This window comes from Methylobacterium sp. AC315 (assembly GCF_979253755.1).
In genome coordinates this window covers 1-23,029 of sequence record NZ_CEEDEA010000019.1, presented here as the reverse complement: position 1 = coordinate 23,029, position 23,029 = coordinate 1, and the positions used below count along the sequence as shown (strand labels likewise).

Below are 23,029 nucleotides of genomic sequence, written 5' to 3'. Positions count from 1 at the left end.
TCCCTCAGGCCGCCTGGACCGGGCGGTCCTTGCGGAAGGCGCTCTTGCGGGCGATCAGCCTTCCCTCGAACACGAACAGGTCGACCCCCTCCACGGCGACCCGGCCGCCATCGGCCCGGGTGCCGGTGAACAGCCATTCCGACGTGGCGCGCTCCCCCGCCAGGGTGTGGCGGGTGACCGTCCAGGCCACGTCCGGCATGTCGGTCCAGACGGCCACGAAGGCCGCCCGCACCGCGTCCTGGCTGGTCAGCCGGCGCCCGTGCGCCTCCGGGCCGGCGGCGGTGTCGAACACCACGTCCGGCGTGAAGCAGGCCATCACCCCGTCCGCATCGTGGCGGTTGAAGGCTTCGAACAGGCTGTCGAGCACCGCGTGGCGCTCCGCTTCGGTCGTCGTTTCATTCATGGAACCGCACTCCCCTGGCTCGCCCGCGGGCGGCTGTCGTCGCCACGACCTAGCGCCGGCGCCGTCAGCCTCGCGAGGTCCAGAGCGGTGTCAACGACGCATCCAGTTGGCCGGCCCTGGGGAGCGACTGGCGCGGGGGAGCCATGCGGGGGGAGATTTAGGCATGGTCTGGCCCCTTGTGCACGGAGCTTGCCTTGTCGGACCCTCCGGTCGGACCGCTCATCGGGAGCGATTCGGGGTCCCGGAGGGGATGAATGCTCATGGACAGCGTACGATCGCGACCAAAAGCCCGCCCCGCCGCGCGAGCAATCTTAGCCGCTCTGGCGGCCCTGGCACCGCTGTTCCTCGGCATCCTCTCGCCTGACCCCGCCCTGGCCGCCGAGAAATCGGTCACCTTCGCGCACCAGGACATGGTGGTCCCGTTCCGGGCCCTGATGGCCTCGGGCGCCATCGAGAAGGTCACCGGCTACACCGTGACGTGGCGTAAGTTCGGCGGCGGCGGCGACGTGATTCGCGCCATGGCGTCGGGCAACGTCCAGATCGGAGAGGCGGGGTCGAGCCCGATCGCTGCGGCGGCCTCGCAGGGACTCGACATCCAGCTCTTCTGGATTCTCGACGAGATCGCCGACGCCGAGCAGCTTGTCGCGCGTAACGGCAGCAGCGTCAAAACCGTGGCCGACCTGCGTGGCAAGACCGTCGCGGTGCCGTTCGTCTCGACATCCCACTATCAGCTGATCGCCGCGCTGGCGGAGGCCGGGTTGAGCCAGAAGGACGTGACGATCCTCAACATGCGGCCGCCCGAGATCGCCGCCGCCTGGGAGCGCGGCGACATCGATGCGACCTTCATCTGGGACCCTGTGCTGGCCCGCGTGAAGAAGTCCGGCACGGTGCTGATTTCGGCGGGCGACATCGCCCGCAAGGGCAAGGCGACCTTCGACGGCCTCGTGGTCGACCGGGCCTGGGCGGCACAGAACCGGGACTTCCTCGTCACGCTGGTGAAGCTGATCGCGGCCGAGGACGCGGCCTACAGGGCTCGGCCGTGGGCTGCCGATTCAAGCGAGGTGAAGGCGGTGGCCAAGATCACCGGTGCGACCCCCGCAGAGGTGCCGGCGAGCCTCGCGAGCTACCGCTTCCCGGCCCTCGACGCGCAGGCCTCCCCGGCCTGGCTTGGCGGCGGGGCCGCCAGGGCCCTGACGGAGACCGCGGAGTTCCTGAAGGCGCAGGGGCGCGTGCAGGCGCTGGCACCCGATTACGGCCGGTTCGTCACCGGCGATTACGTGGCGGCGGCCGGACAATAGCCCGCGGCGAAGCCGGAGAGATCCATGATCGAGATCCGCAACCTCAGCGTCCATTACGGGGAGGGCGAGACCGGCATCGTCGCCCTCTCGCAGGTGAACCTCACGATCCGGCCGGGGGAGTTCGTGGTGGCGCTCGGCGCCTCAGGCTGCGGCAAGACCACCCTGCTCTCGGCGATGGCCGGCTTCCTTGAACCGACCGAGGGTAGCATCCTGCTGGACGGGGTGCCGGTCCGGGGTCCGGGGGCCGACCGGGGGGTGGTGTTCCAGCGCCACGCGCTGATGCCCTGGCTGAGCGTGGCCGAGAACGTGGCCTTCGGTCCCAAGATGCGCGGCGTTGCGCGCCCGGAGCGGCACCGGATCGCCCTCGCCATGCTTGAGCTGGTCGGTCTCGCCGAGTTCGCGGACCGGAAGACCTACGAGCTCTCGGGCGGCATGCAGCAGCGGGTCGGCATCGCCCGGGCGCTGGCCAGTGACCCGCGCGCCCTGCTGATGGACGAGCCGCTGGGCGCCCTGGATGCATTCACGCGCGAGCAGGTCCAGGAGCTGATCCTCCAAGTCTGGCACCGGACCGGCAAGATGGCCTTCTTCATCACGCACGACGTCGAGGAGGCGGTGTTCCTGGCCACCAAGCTCCTGATCATGAGCCCGCGGCCGGGCCGCATCGTCGAGACGATCGACCTGCCCTTTTCGCGCGCGGTCGTGGCCGGGCGGGCGGCGCGGGCGGTCAAGTCGGATCCCGACTTCATCGCCGTGCGCGAGCGCGTGCTCGGGCGCATCCATCACCGGATCGAACCGGCGTTCGGAGGCTCCCGATGAGCGGCCTTCCCCTCGACGCGGCGGTTCCCGAGGCGTCGCGCTCTCGCCCCGGGCGCCGTGGCCGCCGCAACGAGTCGCTGGTGCCGATCATCAGTCTGGCCACCGTGCTGGCCTGCCTCGGTCTCTGGGCGGTCGCGACCCATGTCGGCTGGATCAAACCGCTGTTCCTGCCGCCGCCGGAGGCGGTCCTGACGGCCCTCGGGCAGGCCTGGAACGGCGAACTCGACGGCGCCCCCCTCGGCCTTCACGTGCGCGACAGCCTCTTGCGCGTCCTCGGCGCCTTCGGGCTCGCCACGCTGCTGGGTGTCCCGGCCGGTTTGGCCATGGGCATGAGCCGGATCGCCCGCGGCATCCTCGACCCGCTGATCGAGTTCTACCGGCCGCTGCCGCCGTTGGCCTACCTGCCGCTGATGATCATCTGGTTGGGGATCGGCGAGTTGTCGAAGGTGCTGCTGATCGTCCTGGCCTGCTTCGCCCCGGTGGCCCTGGCGACCCGATCGGGCGTGCTCTCGGCCTCTGTCGACCAGATCAACGCGGCGCGTGCACTCGGCGCGAGCCGCTGGCAAGTGCTGCGCTACGTGGTGTTCCCGGCCGCGATGCCGGAGATCCTGATCGGCCTGCGGATCGGCATGGGCGTCGGCTGGACCACCCTGGTCGCCGCCGAGATGGTGGCGGCCCAGGCCGGGCTCGGCCAGCTCGTCCTCAACGCCTCGAACTTCCTGCGCACCGACGTGGTGGTGATGGGGATCCTGCTGATCGGCCTGTTCGCAGCCCTTTTCGAATTCGGCCTGCGGCGGCTCGAACGCGCGCTGGTGCCCTGGAAGGGCAAGGCCTGACGGCGCCCGGACAGTGCCCTGGTCCGCTCACTCGCCGCCGCCTGGACCTGTCGCGGCGCCCGCACCGGTTTTATCGACGGCGGGACGCCCGAGTCCGATCGCGAGTGACCCGCCCATGTCGAACGAACCCGAGAGCCTGACGCGCGGCCCGGCGCGCCTTCCTGGGAACGCGCGCGACCTCCTGGCCTCGCTTGCGGGACGCCACCTGATCGGGAACGCGCTGGTGGGCCCGGTGGACGGCACATGCCTGACTGTTCTCGATCCGGCGACCGGCGACGCACTGGGGCAGGCGCCGGCGGCCGGCCCGGCGGATGTCCAGGCGGCGGTCGCGGCCGCCCGCGCCGCCGGAAAGGCCTGGGCGCGGGTGCCGGCGCGCGAGCGCGGGCGGCTGGTCGCCGAGGGCGGGCGCCGGATCGCGGCGGCGTCCCCGGACCTCGCCCCGCTCCTCGCCGCCGAGACCGGCAAGGCGATCCGCACCGAATGCCGACCCGAGATCGCCACCGCCGCCGACATCCTCGCGATGTTCGGCGGCCTCGCCACGGAACTCAAAGGCGAGACGCTGCCGTTCAGCCCGGACATGCTGGCGCTGACCACCCGGGAGCCCCTGGGCGTGGTGGCGGCGATCCTGCCCTGGAATGTGCCCCTCGTGCTGATGGCGCTCAAGATCGGCCCGGCCCTGGTGGCGGGCAACACCGTGGTGGTGAAGGCCTCCGAGGAGGCCCCCTTCGCGACGATCGAGGCCGCGCGCCTGCTGGCGGAGCTCCTGCCGTCCGGCGTCCTCAACGTGATCTGTGGCACCGGAGCCGGATGCGGGGCGCCGCTGGTCCGCCACCCCGACGTCGCCAAGGTCACCTTTACGGGCTCGCAGGCGGTGGGTGAGGCGATCTACCGGGAGGCCGCCGACAAGCTGATCCCGGTGAGCTTGGAGCTCGGCGGCAAGAGCCCGATGCTGGTCTTCGCCGACGCCGATCTCGACCGGGCCGTCGCGGGCGCAGTGGCCGGCATGCGCTTTACCCGCCAGGGTCAGAGCTGCACCGCGTCGAGCCGGATCTACGTCGATGCGGACCTGCACGACCCGTTCGTGGAGCGGCTGGCCGCTGCCGTCTCGAACCTCCGGATGGGCGACCCGCTCGACGAGGCGACCGATATCGGCACCGTCATCAACGCCCGGCAGCGTGCCAAGATCATGGACTACATCGCGCAGGGCGAGGCGACCCCGGGCGCGCAGGCCGTGCGTTGCGGAACCCTCCCCGAAGCGGCGGAGCTCGCCGGAGGCCTCTTCGTCGAGCCGGTCCTGTTCACCGGTCTTACCGAGGACAGCCCGCTCATGCGCGACGAGATCTTCGGGCCGGTCGCCTGCATCGTGCCGTTCTCCGACGAGGAGGCCGTTCTGGAGGCGGCGAATGCCGGGGATTTCGGCCTCGCCGCGACAGTGTGGACCACCGACCTGCGTCGTGCGCTGCGGGTGTCGCACGCGCTCGATGCCGGCTATGTCCAGGTCAATCAGAACCTGACGATCCAGCCGAACCTGAGTTACGGCGGGTTCAAGAAGTCCGGCCTCGGCAAGGAAGCCTCCCTCGAGTCGATGCTGGAGCATTTCACCCGCAAGAAGACAATCGTGGTCGACATGCGCTGAGGCGATGGAAGCCGTTCCCGCCCTGCTGGCGGCCGCGCCCCAGCCGGGGACCCTGGTCGCCATCGCGGCGGCGGTCTTCGCGGCGGCGTTGATCCGCGGCTTCACGGGCTTCGGATTCGCCCTGGCGGCCGTGCCGCTGCTGGGCTTCTCGCTGCCGCCGAGCCAATGCGTCCCGCTCGCCGTCGCCCTTCAGTTCTGCGCAAGCCTGTCCGACCTGCCGCGGGCGCGCCGGACCTGCCACTGGCCCTCGCTCGGCTGGCTCGTCGCCGGTGCGGTGGTCGGATCGCCGCTGGGCGTGGCCGCGCTCGCAGCGGCGAGCCCCGACGTCGCGCGGCTCGGCATCGCGCTGATCTGCGGTGGGGGAACCGTCGCGCTGGTGCGGGGCTTCCGTTTCGTGGTGGTGCCGCGGGGCGGCGCGACGCTGGTGGTCGGGCTGGCGGCCGGCCTGTGCAACGGGCTCGCGGCGATGCCCGGCCCGCCCGTGGTCGCCTATTATCTCGCGACGCCGCTCTCGCCTCAGCAGGGGCGCGCCTCGTTGCTGGTGTTCTTCCTCGCCACGTCGATCGCCAGCGCCGTCAGCCTCGCGACCGCGGGCCTCCTCGGGGTATCCCTGGCGATCCCGGTGGCGATCGGCATCCCGCTCATCGTCGCCGGAAGCCGGGTCGGCGAGGCGCTCCTCCAGCGCGGCGACGGCCGCGGCCATCGGGCGTTGTCGATCCTGCTCCTCTGTACCGTGGCGATCACGAGCGTGGTGCAGGCGGTCTCAGACCTGCTCGGCCATCCTCTGTGACAGCGGAGCGCCCGCCGGGCCGATCAGCTCCGACAGGTGGGTGAGCCCCGCCTCGATCCGATCGGTGCGGATCGAGGCGAAGCCCAGCCGGAAACAAGCCCGGCCGGCATCCGGATCGGCGAAGAAGATGTCGCCCGGCTCGATCAGGACGCCGCGGGCGCGGGCGCGCAGACTGAGATCCCGGGCATCGAGGCCTGCCGGTCCCTTCATCCAGAAGCTTGTGGCTCCCGGATCGCGCCGCCAGCTGAACCGGGGCATGAGGCGGGGCAGCAAACCGGCAATGCGCGACGCGCGCTCCTCCAGCACGCTGGCTGTCCGGCGGAGGTGCGTGCGGTAATGCCCGAGCGCCACGAACATCGCGGTGGCGCGCTGATTGTTCGACGGCGGGTGGCGCAGCATCAGCCGCCGCAGCACGCGCAACTCGGCGATCACGGCCCGGGGTGCCACCACGTAGCCAACGCGCAGGCCCGGGGCCAACACCTTCGAGAAGCTGCCGACATAGACAACGCGCCCGTCTGCATCGAGGCTCTTGAGCGCGGGGATCTCGTCCGCCAGCGCGAGGTCGGCCTCGTAATCGTCCTCCACCAGGACGACGTCGTGGCGCCGCGCGGCCTCCAGGAGGGCGCGGCGTCGCTCCAGCGGCATGACCGCCGTCGTCGGGCACTGATGGCCCACGGTGACGAAGGCGACGCGCCGGCTGGCGAAGGTCGCATCCGGCACGACCCCCTGCCGGTCGATGGCGAGTGTCGCCAGGTCGTCGGTGGCCAGCGTCAGCATGTTGCGGGTATCGGGATAACAGGGGTCCTCGACGCCCGCCGGGGTGTTGCGGCCGACCAGCAGCTGGATCAGCAGCGAAAGCGCCTGTTGCGAGCCGATCGTGACCATCACCTCGTCCGCGCTCGCGAAGATGCCCCGCCGGGGCAGTACCTGCAGGCGCAGCTGATCGACCAGGTCGGGGTCGTCCTCGTCGATCAAGTCGCCCGCCCAGGCGTTGATCTCGGACACGCCGGAGGCGGCCCGCACGCTCTCGCGCCAATCATTGGCCGGGAACAGGGACGGATCGAACTGGCCGAACAGGAAGGGATAGGGGTAGTCGAGCCAGTCCCGGGGCTTGGTGATCTGTCGTAGCCGCGCAGGCCGAAGCGCGAGGCGCTCCGACCAATCGATGGTCCGGCCGCCGGCGGCCGCGGGCGCCTGGGAGACGGCCAAGTCCGGTGCCAGGAAGATGCCGCTGCGTTCGTGGGCGACCAGAAATCCCTCGTCGATCAATTGCTGGTAGGCGTTCACCACCGTGTTCCGGGCAACCCCGAGCAGCGTCGCCAACTGGCGTGTTGACGGTAGTCGGGCCTGCGCGGTGAACAGGCCCCGTTCGATGGCGGTGACGATTGCCCGGCGGATCTGAAAGTGCAGCGCCAAGCCGCTGCGGTCGAGGTCTCCGAACAGCTGCGTCCAGGCGAGCGCTTGGTCTGTGACAGCCATGATTGGTCAGCTCTCGCGTCTGGGGGCAAGCTGGCCCGACGCAAGGATAGCGCCAGCGTGCTGAGACTGACCATCCTGCCCGCGAGCGTCTGCTTCCAACCGAGCGCTCTGGCTCGTTCGGCGTCCGACAAGGGCGAAAAGCCGAATGACCGGCGACGATAACCGCCTTGATCGCGTGCGCCGTGTCCTCGGCGAGCGTGTCCTCGGCGCGCGTGGCCTCGACGTTGGCCGGGTCCGCACCGTGGCGCCAGTCGCCCGGTACCAACTCAACTGCGATCCCTCATTGGGCGGCCATTTTGCTCCACAGCGTGGCGAGATGCCCGATCTCGGACATCAACACTCGGGCGCCCGGCGAGAGCGTGTTGACGATCGTCGCGTCCCACGCCCCCGTGTCGGAGCCAAAAACGGAACGACCGGTCCATCGGTCCGGAAGACCGCCCTGCAACCTTCCCGCATCTCCCGATCCAGCCGGCCGAATTCCGGCCCCCGGTGATCGATCGCCTGTCGGTCCATCGCCTGGAGAACACGCTCGGGCACCGGTTTGGGCCGGGGATGTTGAGAAAATGCCGTCCCTGCCGAAGGCGCATGTCGTGTCCTCTTCCAGTGCCGTCGCGGACGAGCCGTGCTGACTGTTGGATGAGAGACCCGACGTCAGGCGCCCGACCAAACCGCTGGCTTCTTGTCGAGGAAGGCTCGAACGCCCTCGGCGAAATCCCGGCTGCCGTAGCAGGTTCGGATACCGGCGCTGCCGTCGGCATCGAGATCGAGGGCGAGCGCAGTCAGCATCTCCCGGGTGACGCGCATGGTCACCGGGGCATGACCGAGCAGGCGCCGGCAGAGCTCCACCACACGAGCGTCGAGGGTCTCGGGACTCTCGATCGCGGCGAGGTAGCCGAGCGGCTCCAGGCTCTCGGCCGTCGGCATGTCGGCGAGCAGAAGCATGCGCTTGACGGTGCTCAGACCCAGCGTCGCCGTCAGGCGACGCAAGTTCGCGGGCGACAGACAATTGCCGAGGGTGCGGGCGATCGGAACGCCGAACCGCGCACCCGGTGTGGCCACGCGCAGGTCGCACGCATTGGCGATCGCGAGGCCACCGCCGACTGCCAGACCCTCAATGACGGCGATTGTCGGGACGCGCACGCGTTCCAGTCCAGTGACATACGCGTCGATCCGCGCCTCGTAGGCCACCCCGTCCTCCCCGGTGAACCCCACGAACTGTTCGATGTCCGTGCCGGCAACAAAAGCTTTGCCGCCAGTCCCGCGCAGGACCGCAATGCGGATCGCCGGGTCAGCCTCGATCCGGGCGAGGCCGTCGGCCAGGTCTTCGTACATCCGCCACGTCATCGCGTTGCGCGCGGCGGGCCGGTCGAAGGTCAGGTGGGCGATGCCGTCCTCGGCGCGATAGCGGACTGCGCCCTCCCGCTCGCACGCGCTCACGGTGCGAACGCGCCTCCCGCGCGCAGCGCCTCGGTTTCGTCTTCGCCGAGACCGAGTTCCCGGAGCAGGCTCTCCGTATGCTCGCCCAGAAGCGGTGCATGCATCCGGGTGCGCGGCGGTGTGCCCGAGAACTTCACAGGGAAACCGATGTTGGGGACGCTACCCTCATTGGGATGCGGGACCTCGATCCGCATCTCACGATGGCGGCCGTGCTCGCTTTCGAACGCTTCCGGATAGGTGTTCATCCGGCCGGCCGGAATGCCGACCGCGAGCAGGTGGGTCACCCATTCCTCGGCGGTCCGTTCGGCAAAGCTCTTCTCCAACTCGCCAATCAGCACGTCGCGGTTGGCGAGTCGGGCCGGGATGTCGACGAAGCGCGGGTCATCGACGAGGTCGGCCCGCGCAAGCACCTCGCATAGCAGCCGCCAGAGCTTCTGGTTGGTCGCGCCCATGACGAAGTAGCCGTCCGAAGCGCGCACGGCCTGATAGGGGGCGCTCATCAGGTTCGCGGTGCCGAGCGGCTTCGGGATGCGGCCGGTACCCCAGTATTCCGAGATGTCCCAGATCGAGAACGCCAGGGCGGAGTCGAACAGCGACGCGTCGATGTACTGGCCTTCGCCGCTCGTCTGCCGGCCGATATACGCGCTCAGGATCCCGTAGACGCAGAACAATGCGCAGCCGATATCGGCTACCGGCACGCCCGCCTTGACCGGCGGCCCGCCGGGATGGCCGGTCACGCTCATCACCCCGGACATCGCCTGAGCCATCAGATCGTAGCCCGGCCGCATCGCCCAGGGACCGGACTGACCGAAGCCCGAGATGCTGGCATAGATCAGACGCGGATTGTGCGCGCGCAGCACGTCGTAACCGAGCCCGAGCTTCTTCATCACGCCCGGACGGTAGTTCTCGACCAGAATATCGGCGGTGGCCACGAGCGTCATGAATAACGCGCGGCCGGCCTCGCTCTTCAGGTTGATCGCGATGCTGCGCTTGTTCCGGTTCATGTTGAGGAAGCCCATGCTGTCGGGCCCCTTCATCTTGAACCCCATCGCGCCGCGGGTCTGGTCGCCCGTGCCGGGTGGTTCGATCTTGATGACGTCGGCGCCGAGATCCGCCAGCAGCATGCTGCAGAACGGACCCGCCATCACCTGCGTCACGTCGAGAACGCGCAGGCCTGCGAGCGGCAGCGGCCGGACGGGTGCGGTAGCAACCTCATCCTCCAGCGCCTGAGCCGAGCGATCGTCGGAACGGCCGATCTCATCCATTCAGGGCTCTCCTCCCGCGACGCATCCAAGGCGTCGCCTTTTGAATTCTGCATGCATAAGGCGATTTTCGGCGCGTGCAACGATATTCCGGGCGTCACGCATAAAATGCATTTTGCGTGCAGAATTCATCTTGCGGGGTTTGACGCCTGCGCGCAGTCTGAGCCGAGACAAGCAGCGACATGCGATGGGTGCGGAGCCAACCGCGCTCACGGGAGGAACAGCCGATGAGCCTAGGATCCGGCGGCGTCACGCACGCCTTGCGCCGCACGTTCACGACGACCCGGGGGCGCGTTTTCGCGCTGCTGTGCCTGGTCTACTTCATCACTTACGTCGATCGGGTGAACCTCTCGACGTTGGCGCCGCTGATGGCGGCCGACCTACACCTGAACAACGTGGAGCTGGGCTTTGCCCTCTCTTCGTTCGGCTACACCTACGCGCTGTTCCAGATCCTGGGCGGAATGACCGCCGACCGGCTCGGCGCGCGTCGGACCCTGGTCCTGTGCGGGATCGTGTGGACCGTCGGAACGCTGCTGACCGGGTTCGTCGGCGGCCTGCTCTCCCTCGTCCTCGCCCGCCTGCTTCTGGGCGTCGGTGAGGGCGCGACCTTCCCCGCCGCGACCACCGCGATGACACGCTGGGTTCCGACGGCTGAGCGCGGCTATGCGCAGGGTGTCGTCCATTCCTGCTCGCGGTTGGCCAACACCGTGACGCCGCCACTGGTCGTCCTGATGGCTGCCTATTTTGGCTGGCGGGGCACCTTCATCGCGCTCGCGGCGGTGAGCCTGTGCTGGATTGTCGTCTGGGCCCTGTACTTCCGAGATGAGCCGAGTGACCATCCGGGCTGCACGCCGGAGGAGCTGGCGGAGTTGCCGGCGCCGCGCAATTCGGCCGGTGAATCGTCGGAGCCCACCCCTTGGGCGGCCCTCCTGCGCCGCATGCTGCCGACGACGCTGGTGTACTTCTGCTATAATTGGACGCTGTGGCTCTACGTGACATGGCTGCCCAGTTACTTCGTCAAGGCGCAGGGCCTTAACATCAAGGAGTCTGCGTTCTTCGCCTTCGGTGTGTTCGGCGCCGGTGTCGTCGGCGACGCCATGGGCGGCATCTGGGCCGACCGCATCTATCGCCGTACCAACGACCTCGCGCGGGCGCGTCGCACGGTGATCGTCGTGAGCCTGCTCGGCTCGATGGTCTGCTTGCTCCCGGTGCTCTTCGTCCACGAACTCGCGGTCGTCGCATTCTGTCTGAGCGGCGCGTTCTTCTTCCTTGAATTGACGGTCGGCCCGATCTGGGCAATCCCGATGGACGTGGCGCCGAAGCATGCCGGCACCGCCAGCGGCATCATGAACACCGGGTCGGCAATCGCCGGCATCGTCTCGCCGCTGGCGTTCGGCGTGATCGCCCAGCTCTCGGGAAGCTATGCCCTGCCGTTCGTCGGCTCGATCGCCTTGCTGCTGGTCGGCGCGGTCCTGGCTTGGCGGGGCCTGCCGCGGGATGAGGTCACAGGGAGCGAGGCGACGTCCAGTCTGTCGCCGACGGTGGCGCCCGGGAACGCGGTTTAGCTCGATGCGGTCACCGAAAAATGTTGCCGGGGGCGCAGGTCCGATATGAAACGGTAGGGCATAGAGACCATCTGACGATCGCGATGATGCAGCCGACGAACCTCATCCGGACCAACCTCCACGACATGCTCGTTGCCGGCATTCGCGAGATGGTGATCGCTGGCGTGCTGCGGCCCGGCGACAAGGTCCCGGAACAAGCGCTCTGCCAACGGTTCGGGGTCTCGCGTACGCCGTTGCGAGAAGCGCTGAAGGTCCTGGCCTCGGAAGGCATGCTCCAGCTGCTGCCCCGGCGCGGCGCCATCGTGGCGAACGTCAGCCCGGAGGAGATCGACGAGCTGTTCCCCGTGATGGCGGCGCTTGAGGCGCTCGCGGGTGAATTGGTCTGCAAACATGCCAGCGATGAGGACCTGGCGCGTTTGGGCGCCATCCACGATCATATGATGCGCGCTCACGCCGCCGAGGACGAGCCGACATACCTGCAGGCGAACCGCAGCTTCCACGAGACCCTCGTGTCCGCGGCCGGAAACGCCACGCTGACAGCCAGCTACATGCAGATCCTGACGCGGACGCGGGCGTTCCGATTTGTGGCTCGCAAGAGCCCGGAGAACTGGCTCGCCGCGGTGAGCGATCACCACGCGATCATGGACGCTTTGAAGGTTCGCAAAGCCGCTCGCTTGTCCCGTCTTCTGCGACGGCACGTGATGGGTGTGACCGTAAAGATCGCCCGGGATGCCATTTCCGAAGCCGCTCACGAGAACGCCTCCATCGAAGTCGGCGAGCTGCCAAAATCCGCCTGACCGCAGACCGAACTTGGGCGAAAGTCGCTGGCCCGATCCGGCGATCGTCGACCAGACAAGCGGATGCCTCCTTCACCGATGCGTCGGGTCCGGTGCCGGCCTCCGACGGCGTCGCCGCGGTCACAACTTCGCTCGAACTATCCATGGCACGAATAGGAAGTTTGATTGATTTGTAGGCCCTCACATATTCGACATGAGTAAGAAGCTGCTTTTGACGACTCACACTATACGTCCGCGGATCGATAAAAAGCCGATGGGATCAGCGACCGTCACACGTTTAGGACAGGTCGCCTATTCCGGGGCGCGGTTACACATTGTCGCGGATTAACTTAGATCAGTAGCTGGTCTTGGACTCGATCTGGAATGCTTCGATATATTTCGAAGGGCATAAACCTCGAATTAAAGATTCACTGCTTATATCCGTCCTGATTTTAGACGACCTGTACTTTCAAGGCGTTTTTGACAGGGCCATTGCGTGATGAATGCTGACCTGCACCACCTCGGCGCAGTGCAACCCAAAATACCGGTGCCGGCGACGCGACCGGACTCAGGTGCGGCTTCCCGCATGACGCCCAACCACTACCTCGACGTCATTCGACACGGCCTGCTCATGATCGGCCGGTCCGGATATGTCATCGGCTTCAACGTCCCAGCCAAGCTTCTCCTGACAAGCCTGAGCGTCGAACTGACAATCGAGCTGTCTGCGATTTCGTTGTTCCGCGCTTTATCTCGCGGGACCGCGTTGACGCGTCGCGCAATATTTCAGTCGCTGCGGCATGCGCTGGATCTTCAGACGGCGGTGTCTTTCGAGGTGACGGGCCAGGATCGTACGCTTCAGATCGAACTCTGTCCTATCGCTGATGGAGGCTGGATCGCAACGCTGGAGGATGTCAGCGCACGCAAGGCGAGCGAGGCGCGAGCCGACGAGATGGCGCGCCTCGATCCCCTCACTGGCTTGCCGAACCGCCTCCTCTTGCGTGAACGTCTGGCCGAGGCTCTGGCGCGCTTGCAGCGCAGCGGCGAGGCGTGCGCACTGCTTCTCATCGACCTCGATCGGTTCAAGCCGGTCAACGACACGCTCGGCCACCCGGTCGGCGACGCACTGCTCGCGAAGGTTGCCGATCGCCTGCGCTCCACCGTCAGGCCCACAGACACCGTGGCCCGCATCGGGGGCGACGAGTTCGTCATCCTGCAAACCGACATCCGTGAGGCCGGGAATACACAAGCGCTGGCCCGGCGCATCGTCGATCTGATCGGCCGCACCTACATGGTCGATGGCCACCTCCTGACGATCGGGGCCAGTGTTGGCGTAGCCCTCGCGCCCGCAGACGGGGAAAGTGCCGACAAGCTTTTGAAGAACGCCGACCTCGCTTTGTACAGGGCCAAGCTTGACGGGCGCGGGACATACCGCTTCTTCGAACCTGAAATGGATGCGCGCATGCAAGCGCGCCGTCGGCTCGAACTCGACATGCGTCAGGCGCTGGCCCGTCGCGAGTTTCAGCTGCACTACCAACCACAGTTACAGCTGGACGATGACAGGCTGATCGGCTGCGAAGCTCTGATCCGCTGGAAGCATCCCGAGCGTGGCTCGGTGTCGCCGCTCGATTTCATTCCGCTCGCCGAAGAGATCGGCCTGATCGTACCGATCGGCGAGTGGGTCATTCGTCAGGCCTGCCGCGATGCGACGACTTGGCCCGCCGGGATGTCCGTCGCGGTGAACGTGTCGCCGGCTCAGTTCAAGAGTGACCGGTTGGTCGAGACGATCATCTCGGCCCTTGCCAGTTCAGGTTTGTCAGCGAAGCGGCTGGAGGTGGAGATCACCGAGGGGGTGCTTCTGCAGGAGAGCGAGAAGACCTTGCAAACGCTGCATCGTCTGCGCGAACTCGGGGTCCGTGTCTCCATGGACGATTTCGGCACCGGCTACTCGTCCCTGAGTTACCTGCGCAGTTTCCCGTTCGATAAGATCAAGATCGACAGGTCGTTCGTGAAAGATCTGTCGAGCAAGCCCGACGGTGACGCGATCATTCGCGCGATCGCCGGCCTCGGCAAGAGCCTGGGCATGACCACGGTCGCCGAAGGCGTCGAGACGCCGGAGCAGATGCAGCGCATCCGCGACGAAGGCTGCACCGACGTTCAAGGCTACCTCATCAGCAGGCCGATACCCGCTGACGATCTGCTGCAGTTCCTTGCGAACTACCGTCCACACCGTTGATCCACCCTATCCGTCGGACAATCCCATGAGCGAACTCTACCGCTTGGTCTATGCCAGCAAGAACCTGTTCCAAGGAACCGAGGCCGAGCTGACAGCCACCGTCAGTCAGATCCTGGCCGCGTCGCAGCGAAACAACGATCGATCCGAGGTGACCGGCGCGCTGATGTTCAACGCCGGCGCCTTCGCTCAAGTCCTCGAAGGCCCGCGCCGGGGGGTCGAAGAGACCTTCGAGCGGATCCAGTGCGATGATCGTCATGGGGACGTGACGGTTCTTCAGTGCGGCCCGACGGAGTCCCGCGGCTTTGCCAATTGGTCGATGGCCTTCGTCGGGCAGTCGGCCGGAGGGCAGGCGCAGTTCAACCAACTTGCGGCTGAGAGCGGTTTTGACCTGTCCAGGCTGGACGGCGATGCCGTGTTCGCCATGCTGCACGAGTTGGTCTTGGAGGAGGAGGGGCTGCCGACCTCCCTCGCCACCGCTCCTTTGGTCGGGCCAACCGATGCCGGCCCCCCGGCAGGACTCGATGTCGAGCAACTGAAAGCGGAAATCGCGCAGCTTCGGCCGGATGCCGCAGCGACTCGGGTGTCGACGCTGGCGGACGAAAAGCAAAGCGGTGCCTTCACGAACGCGGGGCCGCAATCCCGTCCCGCTGGCGACGTGAGACGCTCGTCGAAGGGAGCAACCGCCGCGGCATTGAATATACTCAAGGCCGCTCTGGCCAGTGAGCGGCAGCGCACGAGCGATCTTCGGACTGAGATCGACGCGTTGCAAGTCGCGTTGGCATCGAGCGAGGATCAGTGCGATGCCCTGCGGATCGAACGGGATCGTTGGGCTGGGCGTGCGCAGCTCCTCGCCACGGCGATGGCCCGAGAAGCGAGCGACGTCCAGAACGTGGCCCCCGGTCTCGGATCGGTGTTAACGCATCCGACGGGACAGCCGAGTTCCGACGACGCGGCAGGTGTCCTTGCCGCTTGAAGACCGTGGCGACGGGCGCAGTGGGCGCCGGGTGGGATCGCTACGGGCCACGGTCGAGATTGTGAGTTGGTCCCGCTTCCACGCCCCGGGGGTGCTCCGCGGCGTGCACGAGCCGAACGACGCGGATGCCTCTGCCCTTGAGCGTCTCGACGATGTTCCCCGGATTGGCGGCGATTTCGGCATCGCGCACGGTAGCCGCGCGCGCCGTTCCTTGCGTGCCGCGCGCACCAGGCCCACTGGACGTCGGGCGTGCGTGTCGGTCACGCCGCTTTCCGCGCCTTCTCCGTAGCGGTCTTGGCCGGCGCGCGTTTCGGGGCTGAGTTCGAGCGCTCGGAACTCGATGTTTTCCGACGCGACGGTTTCGCCGGCTTGCCGCTCTTCTCGGCGTCGATGCTGCGCTTGAGGGCTTCCATCAGGTTCACGACGTTGCCGGAACTCGCGGCCCCGGCCTTTGCCCGCCCCCTGCCCTTCGGTGCCTTGGGCGCCTTGCCCTTGACCAATGCGATCAGCGCCTCCTCGTAGCGGTCCTCGAACTTCGACGGATCGAACGTCCGCGTCGCGCGCGTGATCAGCTCCTCGGCGAGCGCTCGCATCTCGGCTGTTGGATCACCGTCGGGCATGTCCTCGAAGTAGGCCGTCGGCGATCGAACCTCGTCCTGATAGCGCAGCAGCGTGGCCAGCAGGCCCTTGCCGTACGGTTCGAGCAGGACGATCCGCTCGCGCTTGTAGATGACGATGCGGCCGAGCCCGGCCATGCCCTTCTTCTTCATCGCATCCCGGATCACGGCGAAAGCCTCCCGCGAGACCTTGTCCTCGGCCGCGAGGTAATACGGCTTGTCGAGGTAGCGCTCGTCGACCTCCGCGCGCCGGCAGAAGGTCTCGATGTTGATGGTGTGCGTGCTCTCCAGGGCGATCTCGCTGAGCTCGTCATCCTCGACGGGGACGAGTTCGTCCTTGGCGATCTCGCAGCCCTTCACCTGATCGTCGCGCTCGACGGTGTCGCCGGTCACGGAGTCGACCATAAGCTGCTTGAGGCGGTTTCCGGTCTCGCGGTTGATCGTATGGCACTTCAGCTCTCTCGAAGAGCTGACCGCCGGATACAGTCCGACCGCACAGGAGACGAGGGACAGTCGAAGATGACCTTTCCAGTTGGCGCGGGCTGCCACGTCGCTCTCCTGTGTCCGTCGAAGTATCTCCACCCGTCGATGCATCCGTAATGCGGCGATCGGGAGCTTGGCGGTTCAACGAGAGTCCAACTCGACTCGTTCCTCCACAGGCGCACCTGTGGATAACGGGCCCATTATTGTCGTTCGCTCCGCCGTCCCGGCCCCCCAGGAACCCGATCCGACTGGTCCCGTTTCCTGGAAGCGATGACCGAGCTCCTCAAACCGTATCGGGCCAAGCGGGACTTCGAGGCGTCGCCCGAGCCCCAGGGGAAGCGCGGCCGCAAGGCGGCGCGCGCGCGGTTCGTCGTCCAGAAGCACGACGCGCGGCGCCTGCACTACGACCTGCGTCTGGAGATGGACGGCGTGCTGAAGAGCTGGGCCGTGACGCGCGGACCGAGCCTGTCGCCCGCCGAGAAGCGGCTCGCCGTCATGACCGAGGATCACCCGGTCGATTACCTGGCCTGGGAAGGATCGATCCCGAAGGGCCAGTACGGCGGCGGGACCATGATCGTCTGGGACACCGGTTCCTGGGAGCCGGTCGGCGATCCGGCCGCCGGGCTGGCGAAGGGCCACCTCGAGTTCGCCCTGCACGGCGAGCGGCTCGCTGGCCGCTGGCACCTCGTGCGGATGAAGGGGCGCGGCGGCGAGAAGAAGCAGCCGTGGCTTCTCATGAAGGCCGACGACGAGCACGCCCGGCGTGAGGGCGACATCCTCGTCGCGCACGAAGCCTCCGTCCTGTCGGGGCGGACCAACCGGGATCTCGCCGAGGGCGGGGGCGTCAGGGCCGATCACGCCGCCCGCGCCGAGGTGGCTGCCGCGCGGAGGACGAAGCCGCCCACGAGCCGGTCCAAGAGCGCCCGCAAGGCGATCCTGCCGCCCTTCGTCGAGCCCGCGCTCGCGGCCCTCGTCGACGACGTGCCCACCGGCGACGGGTGGCTGTACGAGATCAAGCACGACGGCTATCGCATGCAGGCCCGCATCGACGGGGGCTCGGTGAAGCTCCTGACGCGCTCGGGCCTCGACTGGACCGCGAAGTTCGAAGCGACGGCGCAGGCCCTGAAGGCCATGAAGCTGCCCTCCGCCCTGATCGACGCCGAGATCGTCGTCGAGACGGCGGGCGGCGTTTCGAGCTTCTCTGCGCTGCAGCGATCGCTCGCCGCCGGCGATGCCGCATCGGCGGTCTTCTACGCCTTCGACCTCCTGTACCTGGACGGCAGGGATATCCGGGACCTGCCCCTGACCGAACGCAAGGATCTGCTGCTGCAGAGCCTCGACGACGCCCAGCCGGGCGGCCCCATCCGGTTCAGCGAGCACCTGGCCGCCGACGGCGCGGCCATGGCGCGCCATGCCTGCAGGCTCGGCCTGGAAGGTATCGTCGCCAAACGGGCGGACGCGCCCTACCGGTCGGGCCGGACCGATGCCTGGCGCAAGATCAAATGCACCCGGTCCGAGGAGTTCGTCGTCGCGGGCTACATGCCCTCGACCACGGCGGCGCGATCTGTGGGGTCGTTGATCCTCGGGACGCACGCGGACGGCACCCTCGTCCATGTCGGGCGGGTTGGTACCGGCTTCCGCGACGCGGTCGCGCGGGATCTCTGGACCGAACTGGAGCCGCTACGCATCCCGGCGCCGCCCTTCGAAGCCGAGCTGCCGCCGCTTGCGCGCCGCAACGCTCGCTGGGTCGAACCCCGGCTCGTCTGCGAGGTGACGTTCCGCGGGTGGACGGGCGACGATCAGCTGCGGCATGCCTCCTTCAAGACCCTCCGGAGCGACGTGCGTCCGGACGAGGTCGTATGGGAGAAGACGCCTGCGGCCCCGAAGGCAAGCACGCGGAAGGCGCCAGGAGAGACCGTGACGCTGACGCATCCCGATCGCGTCCTCTGGTCCGACGTCGGCCTGACCAAGGAGGGTCTCGCCGCGTACTATGCGGAGATCGCCGACCGCATGCTGCCGCATGTGATCGACCGCCCGCTGTCGTTCCTCCGGTGCCCCGACGGCCTCGGGTCCTGCTTCTACCAGAAGCACGGCTGGGCCGGGCTCGACGAGCGGTACCTCCGGGTCGTGGGTGACGAGAAGGCCGTGGTGATCCGCGATCGCGACGGCCTGCGCACGCTGGTCCAGGGGAGCGTCCTTGAAATCCACCCCTGGGGTGCGCCGGCCTCGGACCCGGAACGGCCGGACCGCCTGATCTTCGACCTCGATCCGGGCGACGGCGTCGCGTGGGGCGATCTGGTCGCCGGCGCCCTGGAGGTGCGCGAACGCGTGTCGGCGGTGGGCTTCGCCACGTTCGTGAAGACCACCGGCGGCAAGGGGCTGCACGTCGTCGTCCCGATCGAGCCGAAGGCCGGGTGGGCCGAGGCGAAAGCCTTCGCGCAGCGCATCGCATCCGAGATGGCGAAGGACACGCCCGACCTCTACGTCGCAACCGTGTCCAAGAAGGCCAGGGACGCCCGGATCTTCGTGGACTACTTGCGCAACCAAAGGGGCGCGACCGCCGTCTCGGCCTTCTCGACCCGTGCCCGCCCCGGCGCGCCGGTTTCCGTCCCCGTCGATTGGGACGAGCTTTCGTCGCTGGGGTCCGGCGCGCGCTTCGACGTCATGAACCTGCCAAGCCGCCTTTCCGCCTTTCAGCGCGATCCCTGGGCCGAGTTCGAACGCGCGGCGCGGCCGTTGGAAGCCGCCGGCCGTCAGCCCCGCCGGCGGACGTAGCCGGCCGGCACGGGCGATCTGCGGGCATGGGATTGCCTACGATGGTGACGGGACTGCGCGGCGGGCGTGGTCTGTTCCGCCCAAACCCCCACATCGCGGGAACCACCGCGGATGGGCGCAGGCCGACTGAATCCTCCACACCGGTCGGCGGGTCTTTCCAGCGGCGCGCGGTCGAAGCATCGGGATCAGGACGGATCGATCCCGCAGGGGACACAACCGTTCAGGCAAACAGCATGGCGGGTCGGTCATCGGCGTCGATTTCCGTCCCGCTTGGCGCCTGCAGGATCAGGACCCGATCGCCCTCGCCGACCTCGTTCTCCTCGTGATCGACCGAGAAGAATTCGAGGCTCCCGTCGGCCTTGATGGCGAGCAGATGGATGGAGTCCGGTTGCTCGACGGCGTCCGGGCCGGCGACCAGGAACCGCCAGCCGGCCTCGTGCCGTCCGGCCAGCGCATCGAAGCTGGCGTCCGCATCCCCGAAGACCTTGCCGCGGGCATCCCGGCTGACACCGGTGTCGGCGTGCAGCAGGTGGTTTTCGGACGGAGCGACCTGATAGACGCGCTCGCGACCGATCTCCGGGGCCAGCCGCGTGCATACGAGGGCGTTGTAGAGCTCGTCCCGGGTCGCAGCGAGCAAATGGTCCGGAGGATGGTCGGCCATCCCTTCCTCGGCGGATCGGGACAGGAGTTCCGCCTGCAGCGTCGGCACCCCCGCGTCTCGGGCGGCCAGCATGGCGCCGGGGTAGATGTCGATGATCACGACCGGTACGCCGGCACGATGCAGCGCGATCACCATGTCGCTCGCCCATGGGGATGCCCCGACCACGGCGAGCCGCTGCGTATCGGCGGCGGTCGACAGGCCGAACCTGCGGGCGAGTGGGCCCAGGGAGAAGCCGTGGGCGAGCACGGTCGCGACGATGACTGAGAACACGGTGGGTTGGATCAGGTCGCCTCCGGCGTACCCCGCCTCGCTGAGGCGGGGACCGGCCAGCCCGGCGACGGCGGCCGCGACGATGCCACGCGGCCCGATCCAGCCGACGAACAGGCGCTCGCGCCGGGACAGGTCGCTGCGCAGCGTGGCCAACCAGATCGCCGCCGGGCGAACCACGAACAGGATCGCGGCCGTTAACCCGAGGATGGGTGCCGACAGCTTTCCAAGGACCGCGAGGTCGAGGTCGGCGGTCAGCACCACGAACAGGCAAGACACCAGCAGGACGACGAGGCTTTCCTTGAATCGACGAAGTTCGGCCAGACCCGGCACGTGCCGGTTCGCAAGCGCGATGCCGAACACGGTCGCACCGATCAGCCCGGCCTCGTTCATGAGCAGGTTCGGCACGACGTAGGCGATGAGCGCGAGTGCCAGCAGCACGGGCGTCTTCAGCGTCTCGGGGATGAGGTCGCGCCGGAACGCCCAGGCGACAAGGAGTGCCGAACCCACGCCGAGCGCACCTGCCACCAGCACCCCCTCGGCGAGGTGAAGCATGAGCGCCGTTGCCGGATCCTCGCCGGCTGCGCGGGGCACGCCCACAAGCATCTCGATGACGACCGCGGTCAGCATGGCTCCGACCGGGTCGTTGACGATGGCCTCCCACTTCAGGAAGGCGGCTGAGCGCCTCTCCAGTCGCGCGTGGCGCAGGAGCGGCAGGATCACGGTCGGCCCGGTGACGACGAGGATGGCGCCGAACACGGATGCCGGCCCCCACAACATCCCCCCGATCAGGTGGGCGGCGAGCGTGCCCAGGACGAAATTGATGGGCAAGGCGAAGGCGGTCAGCCGTAGCACCCCCTCGCCGGACGCCCGTAACTCGCGGAAATCGAGGGCGAGACCGCCCTCGAACACCACGATGGCAACCGCCAAGCCGATCAGGGGGCGCAGGTTCGGGCCGAAATCGTGCGTTGGATGAAGCAGCCCGAGCACCGGCCCGACCAGGAAGCCGAGCGCGAGCAGGATGACGATGGCAGGGATGCGCAGTCGGGCCGCGAGAACCTGAGCGGCCATGCCGCCACCGACGACGCAAAGGACTGCCGTCGCCAAACCGTGTTCCATGCACGACGCTCCGGACCGACGTTCCGACCCACCCCCTTTGGCAGCCGAACCGGGATCCTACGATGGGGTGGGGGCGGTCGCGTGGTTCCTCCCGGACAGGCGGAGGATGCAGCGTACGCGCACGGTCAATCGAGCGGTCCCGCTACGGTTCCCGTTCAAGCGGCGCAGCCATGGACGCAGCCGCGGGGCTACTCGCTGACGGTGACTGCTTCGGCCACTCGGAGCGTTCGTTGATCGACGGCCGCGCGATCGACGGACCGTCCCGTTTCGTCTTCGGCGCGGCGGGCTGGGGGATCTGCCGCACGCCGGGTGCGATCGACCGCATTGGGACCGAGAGCTTCACCCACATGGACGGCGTCCCCTGGATCGAGGACGCCCGGCATTGGGTGCCGCGGGAGCAGCGAGCGCGTTTCGGAGCCATCCCGCTCCACGCTCTCCGATGCACCCGCACGCCGGGACGACAAGCTTTCGCGTGGGCTGGTGATCCACCCAACGACGCAGGACGATCGCGCACCGCCGGCGCCCCGCGTGCTCGAGCGGCAAATCGACTATCGGCGCCGGCGTCGATAGTCGATTTGCTGCAGCACCTTGGCTCCGTCCAGGCAAGGTCTGCTTCCGGGTGTGACGTCCGGTGGCCTAACCGAACAAGATGGGCACTTTGCGGAACGTCCGGCTCCGGAGGACGGGTCGCGGCTTGGTGAGGGTTCACTCCGACAGCGAAATGCCGGGTCGCAGCGGGTCACCAAAATCATCGAGCTGCCTAAATTGCATAGGTGCTCGCACTTTGAGTCAGACTGGTGCGGCACCGGCGCAATCTTCTACACCGTTGGGGTAGATGTTTGGTCCCGGCATGTGGTGTGACGGATCGAGCCTGAAGCGTCCGGGCTCTTTCGTCCAGGTCGGGCAGATAAGTTCGTAGGGGGTGAGGCTTCGCAGGGTCTTCAGCCGATGACCGTAGTTGTAGGCCTCCACGAACAGTTGCAGGTGGCGGCGCAGCTCGTCGTTGTCGGTGTAATGGTAGCGCTTGACCGTGGCGTCCTTGATGGTGCGGTTCATCCGCTCGACCTGGCCGTTCGTCCACGGGCAGCGTGGTTTGGTCAGGCGATGCTCGATCTTGCTCTGCTCGCAGGCCCATTCGAACGAATGCCAGCGGTACAGGCGCGGCCCGTCCTGGGTCGCCCAGTAGGCGGCCGCCTTCGCTTCGGCCTCCGCGTTCACCGGCTTGTTGTCGGTGAACTGAATGCCGTTGTCGGTCAGGACCGTGTGGATCGTGTAGGGCACGGCCGCGACCAGATCGCGTGGAAAGGCCGCTGCGATCCGCTGAGTTGCCTTCTCGTGAAGTTGAACGAAGGCAAATTTGCTCGTGCGGTCGATGGCAACGAACAGGTGGAGCTTGCCTTGTTCGGTGCTGACCTGTGCGATGTCGATGTGAAAGTAGCCGATCGGGTAGGCTTTGGCGCGCGAACGCTTGGGCTTGTCGCCGTCTATTTCCGGCAGTCGACTGATGCCGTGACGCTGGAGACAGCTGACCTGACCGGCTGGCTTTGGACCGGGCTGATTGAGAGGATCAGCCAGGACTGAAGGAGCTGGACATGAAGCGAGG

At 67.7% G+C, this 23,029-nt stretch carries 17 protein-coding genes and 1 pseudogene; 10 read left to right on the top strand and 8 right to left on the bottom strand.

Annotated features, from left to right (window positions below):
- Positions 1-4: 4 nt before the first annotated feature.
- Positions 5-403 carry a nuclear transport factor 2 family protein gene (locus tag AC0IY0_RS23095; RefSeq protein WP_461231408.1) on the bottom strand — a complete coding sequence of 133 codons (399 nt, stop codon included), beginning with the start codon at positions 401-403 and terminating at the stop codon, positions 5-7.
- Between the two features lie 260 nt (positions 404-663).
- Between AC0IY0_RS23095 and tauA the strand changes: the two genes are divergently transcribed.
- The 5 genes from tauA to AC0IY0_RS23070 all read left to right on the top strand — a co-directional run bounded on the left by tauA (position 664) and on the right by AC0IY0_RS23070 (position 5,779).
- Positions 664-1,701 (top strand): taurine ABC transporter substrate-binding protein, encoded by a 1,038-nt coding sequence (gene tauA, locus AC0IY0_RS23090; protein ID WP_471765672.1) that lies wholly within the window; start codon positions 664-666, stop codon positions 1,699-1,701.
- A gap of 24 nt (positions 1,702-1,725) precedes the next feature.
- On the top strand, positions 1,726-2,517 hold the full coding sequence (locus AC0IY0_RS23085; RefSeq protein ID WP_147939883.1) for a taurine ABC transporter ATP-binding protein: 792 nt from the start codon (positions 1,726-1,728) through the stop codon (positions 2,515-2,517).
- On the top strand, positions 2,514-3,353 hold the full coding sequence (locus AC0IY0_RS23080) for an ABC transporter permease subunit (protein WP_471765670.1): 840 nt from the start codon (positions 2,514-2,516) through the stop codon (positions 3,351-3,353). Before AC0IY0_RS23085 ends, AC0IY0_RS23080 begins: the two co-directional genes overlap by 4 nt.
- A 115-nt stretch (positions 3,354-3,468) precedes the next feature.
- Positions 3,469-4,989 (top strand): aldehyde dehydrogenase family protein, encoded by a 1,521-nt coding sequence (locus AC0IY0_RS23075; protein ID WP_471765669.1) that lies wholly within the window; start codon positions 3,469-3,471, stop codon positions 4,987-4,989.
- 4 nt (positions 4,990-4,993) lie between these two features.
- The gene (locus AC0IY0_RS23070; RefSeq protein ID WP_471765668.1) at positions 4,994-5,779 is read left to right on the top strand and encodes a sulfite exporter TauE/SafE family protein; all 786 of its coding nucleotides are present in this window, start codon (positions 4,994-4,996) and stop codon (positions 5,777-5,779) included.
- Here AC0IY0_RS23070 and AC0IY0_RS23065 read toward each other — a convergent pair.
- The 4 genes and pseudogenes from AC0IY0_RS23065 to AC0IY0_RS23050 all read right to left on the bottom strand — a co-directional run bounded on the left by AC0IY0_RS23065 (position 5,753) and on the right by AC0IY0_RS23050 (position 9,960).
- Positions 5,753-7,258 (bottom strand): aminotransferase-like domain-containing protein, encoded by a 1,506-nt coding sequence (locus AC0IY0_RS23065; protein ID WP_471765667.1) that lies wholly within the window; start codon positions 7,256-7,258, stop codon positions 5,753-5,755. The two genes, AC0IY0_RS23070 and AC0IY0_RS23065, sit on opposite strands and share 27 nt — an antisense overlap.
- A 154-nt stretch (positions 7,259-7,412) precedes the next feature.
- Positions 7,413-7,845: pseudogene (locus AC0IY0_RS23060) on the bottom strand (serine--glyoxylate aminotransferase); the annotation flags it as partial.
- 64 nt (positions 7,846-7,909) lie between these two features.
- Entirely contained in the window at positions 7,910-8,695 is a 786-nt protein-coding gene (locus AC0IY0_RS23055; protein ID WP_471765665.1) for an enoyl-CoA hydratase, read from the bottom strand.
- Positions 8,692-9,960, bottom strand: a complete 1,269-nt coding sequence (locus tag AC0IY0_RS23050; RefSeq protein ID WP_147908152.1) for a CaiB/BaiF CoA transferase family protein — start codon at positions 9,958-9,960, stop codon at positions 8,692-8,694. The genes AC0IY0_RS23055 and AC0IY0_RS23050 overlap by 4 nt, the downstream gene beginning before the upstream one ends.
- 224 nt (positions 9,961-10,184) lie before the next feature.
- On the opposite strand from AC0IY0_RS23050, the gene AC0IY0_RS23045 reads away from it, so the two are divergent.
- From AC0IY0_RS23045 to AC0IY0_RS23030, 4 genes are all read left to right on the top strand, one after another.
- Positions 10,185-11,522 carry an MFS transporter gene (locus AC0IY0_RS23045; protein ID WP_471765700.1) on the top strand — a complete coding sequence of 446 codons (1,338 nt, stop codon included), beginning with the start codon at positions 10,185-10,187 and terminating at the stop codon, positions 11,520-11,522.
- A gap of 83 nt (positions 11,523-11,605) precedes the next feature.
- Positions 11,606-12,319 carry a GntR family transcriptional regulator gene (locus AC0IY0_RS23040; RefSeq protein ID WP_147908150.1) on the top strand — a complete coding sequence of 238 codons (714 nt, stop codon included), beginning with the start codon at positions 11,606-11,608 and terminating at the stop codon, positions 12,317-12,319.
- 565 nt (positions 12,320-12,884) lie between these two features.
- A complete protein-coding gene (locus AC0IY0_RS23035; RefSeq protein WP_246692762.1) occupies positions 12,885-14,531 on the top strand; it encodes a putative bifunctional diguanylate cyclase/phosphodiesterase in 1,647 nt (548 codons plus the stop codon).
- A gap of 25 nt (positions 14,532-14,556) precedes the next feature.
- On the top strand, positions 14,557-15,504 hold the full coding sequence (locus AC0IY0_RS23030; protein ID WP_471765663.1) for a BLUF domain-containing protein: 948 nt from the start codon (positions 14,557-14,559) through the stop codon (positions 15,502-15,504).
- Between the two features lie 260 nt (positions 15,505-15,764).
- On the opposite strand, the gene ku is transcribed toward AC0IY0_RS23030, so the two are convergent.
- Complete coding sequence (gene ku / locus AC0IY0_RS23025) at positions 15,765-16,715, bottom strand: non-homologous end joining protein Ku (RefSeq protein ID WP_471765662.1); 951 nt, start codon at positions 16,713-16,715, stop codon at positions 15,765-15,767.
- A 159-nt stretch (positions 16,716-16,874) separates the two neighbouring features.
- Between ku and ligD the strand changes: the two genes are divergently transcribed.
- The gene (gene ligD, locus AC0IY0_RS23020) at positions 16,875-19,379 is read left to right on the top strand and encodes a DNA ligase D (RefSeq protein WP_471765661.1); all 2,505 of its coding nucleotides are present in this window, start codon (positions 16,875-16,877) and stop codon (positions 19,377-19,379) included.
- Between the two features lie 220 nt (positions 19,380-19,599).
- On the opposite strand, the gene AC0IY0_RS23015 is transcribed toward ligD, so the two are convergent.
- Both AC0IY0_RS23015 and AC0IY0_RS23010 read right to left on the bottom strand, forming a co-directional pair.
- The gene (locus AC0IY0_RS23015) at positions 19,600-21,426 is read right to left on the bottom strand and encodes a cation:proton antiporter (protein ID WP_471765660.1); all 1,827 of its coding nucleotides are present in this window, start codon (positions 21,424-21,426) and stop codon (positions 19,600-19,602) included.
- 789 nt (positions 21,427-22,215) lie between these two features.
- Positions 22,216-23,029: integrase core domain-containing protein (locus AC0IY0_RS23010; RefSeq protein ID WP_471765659.1), on the bottom strand; the 814-nt coding region annotated here is incomplete at its 5' end.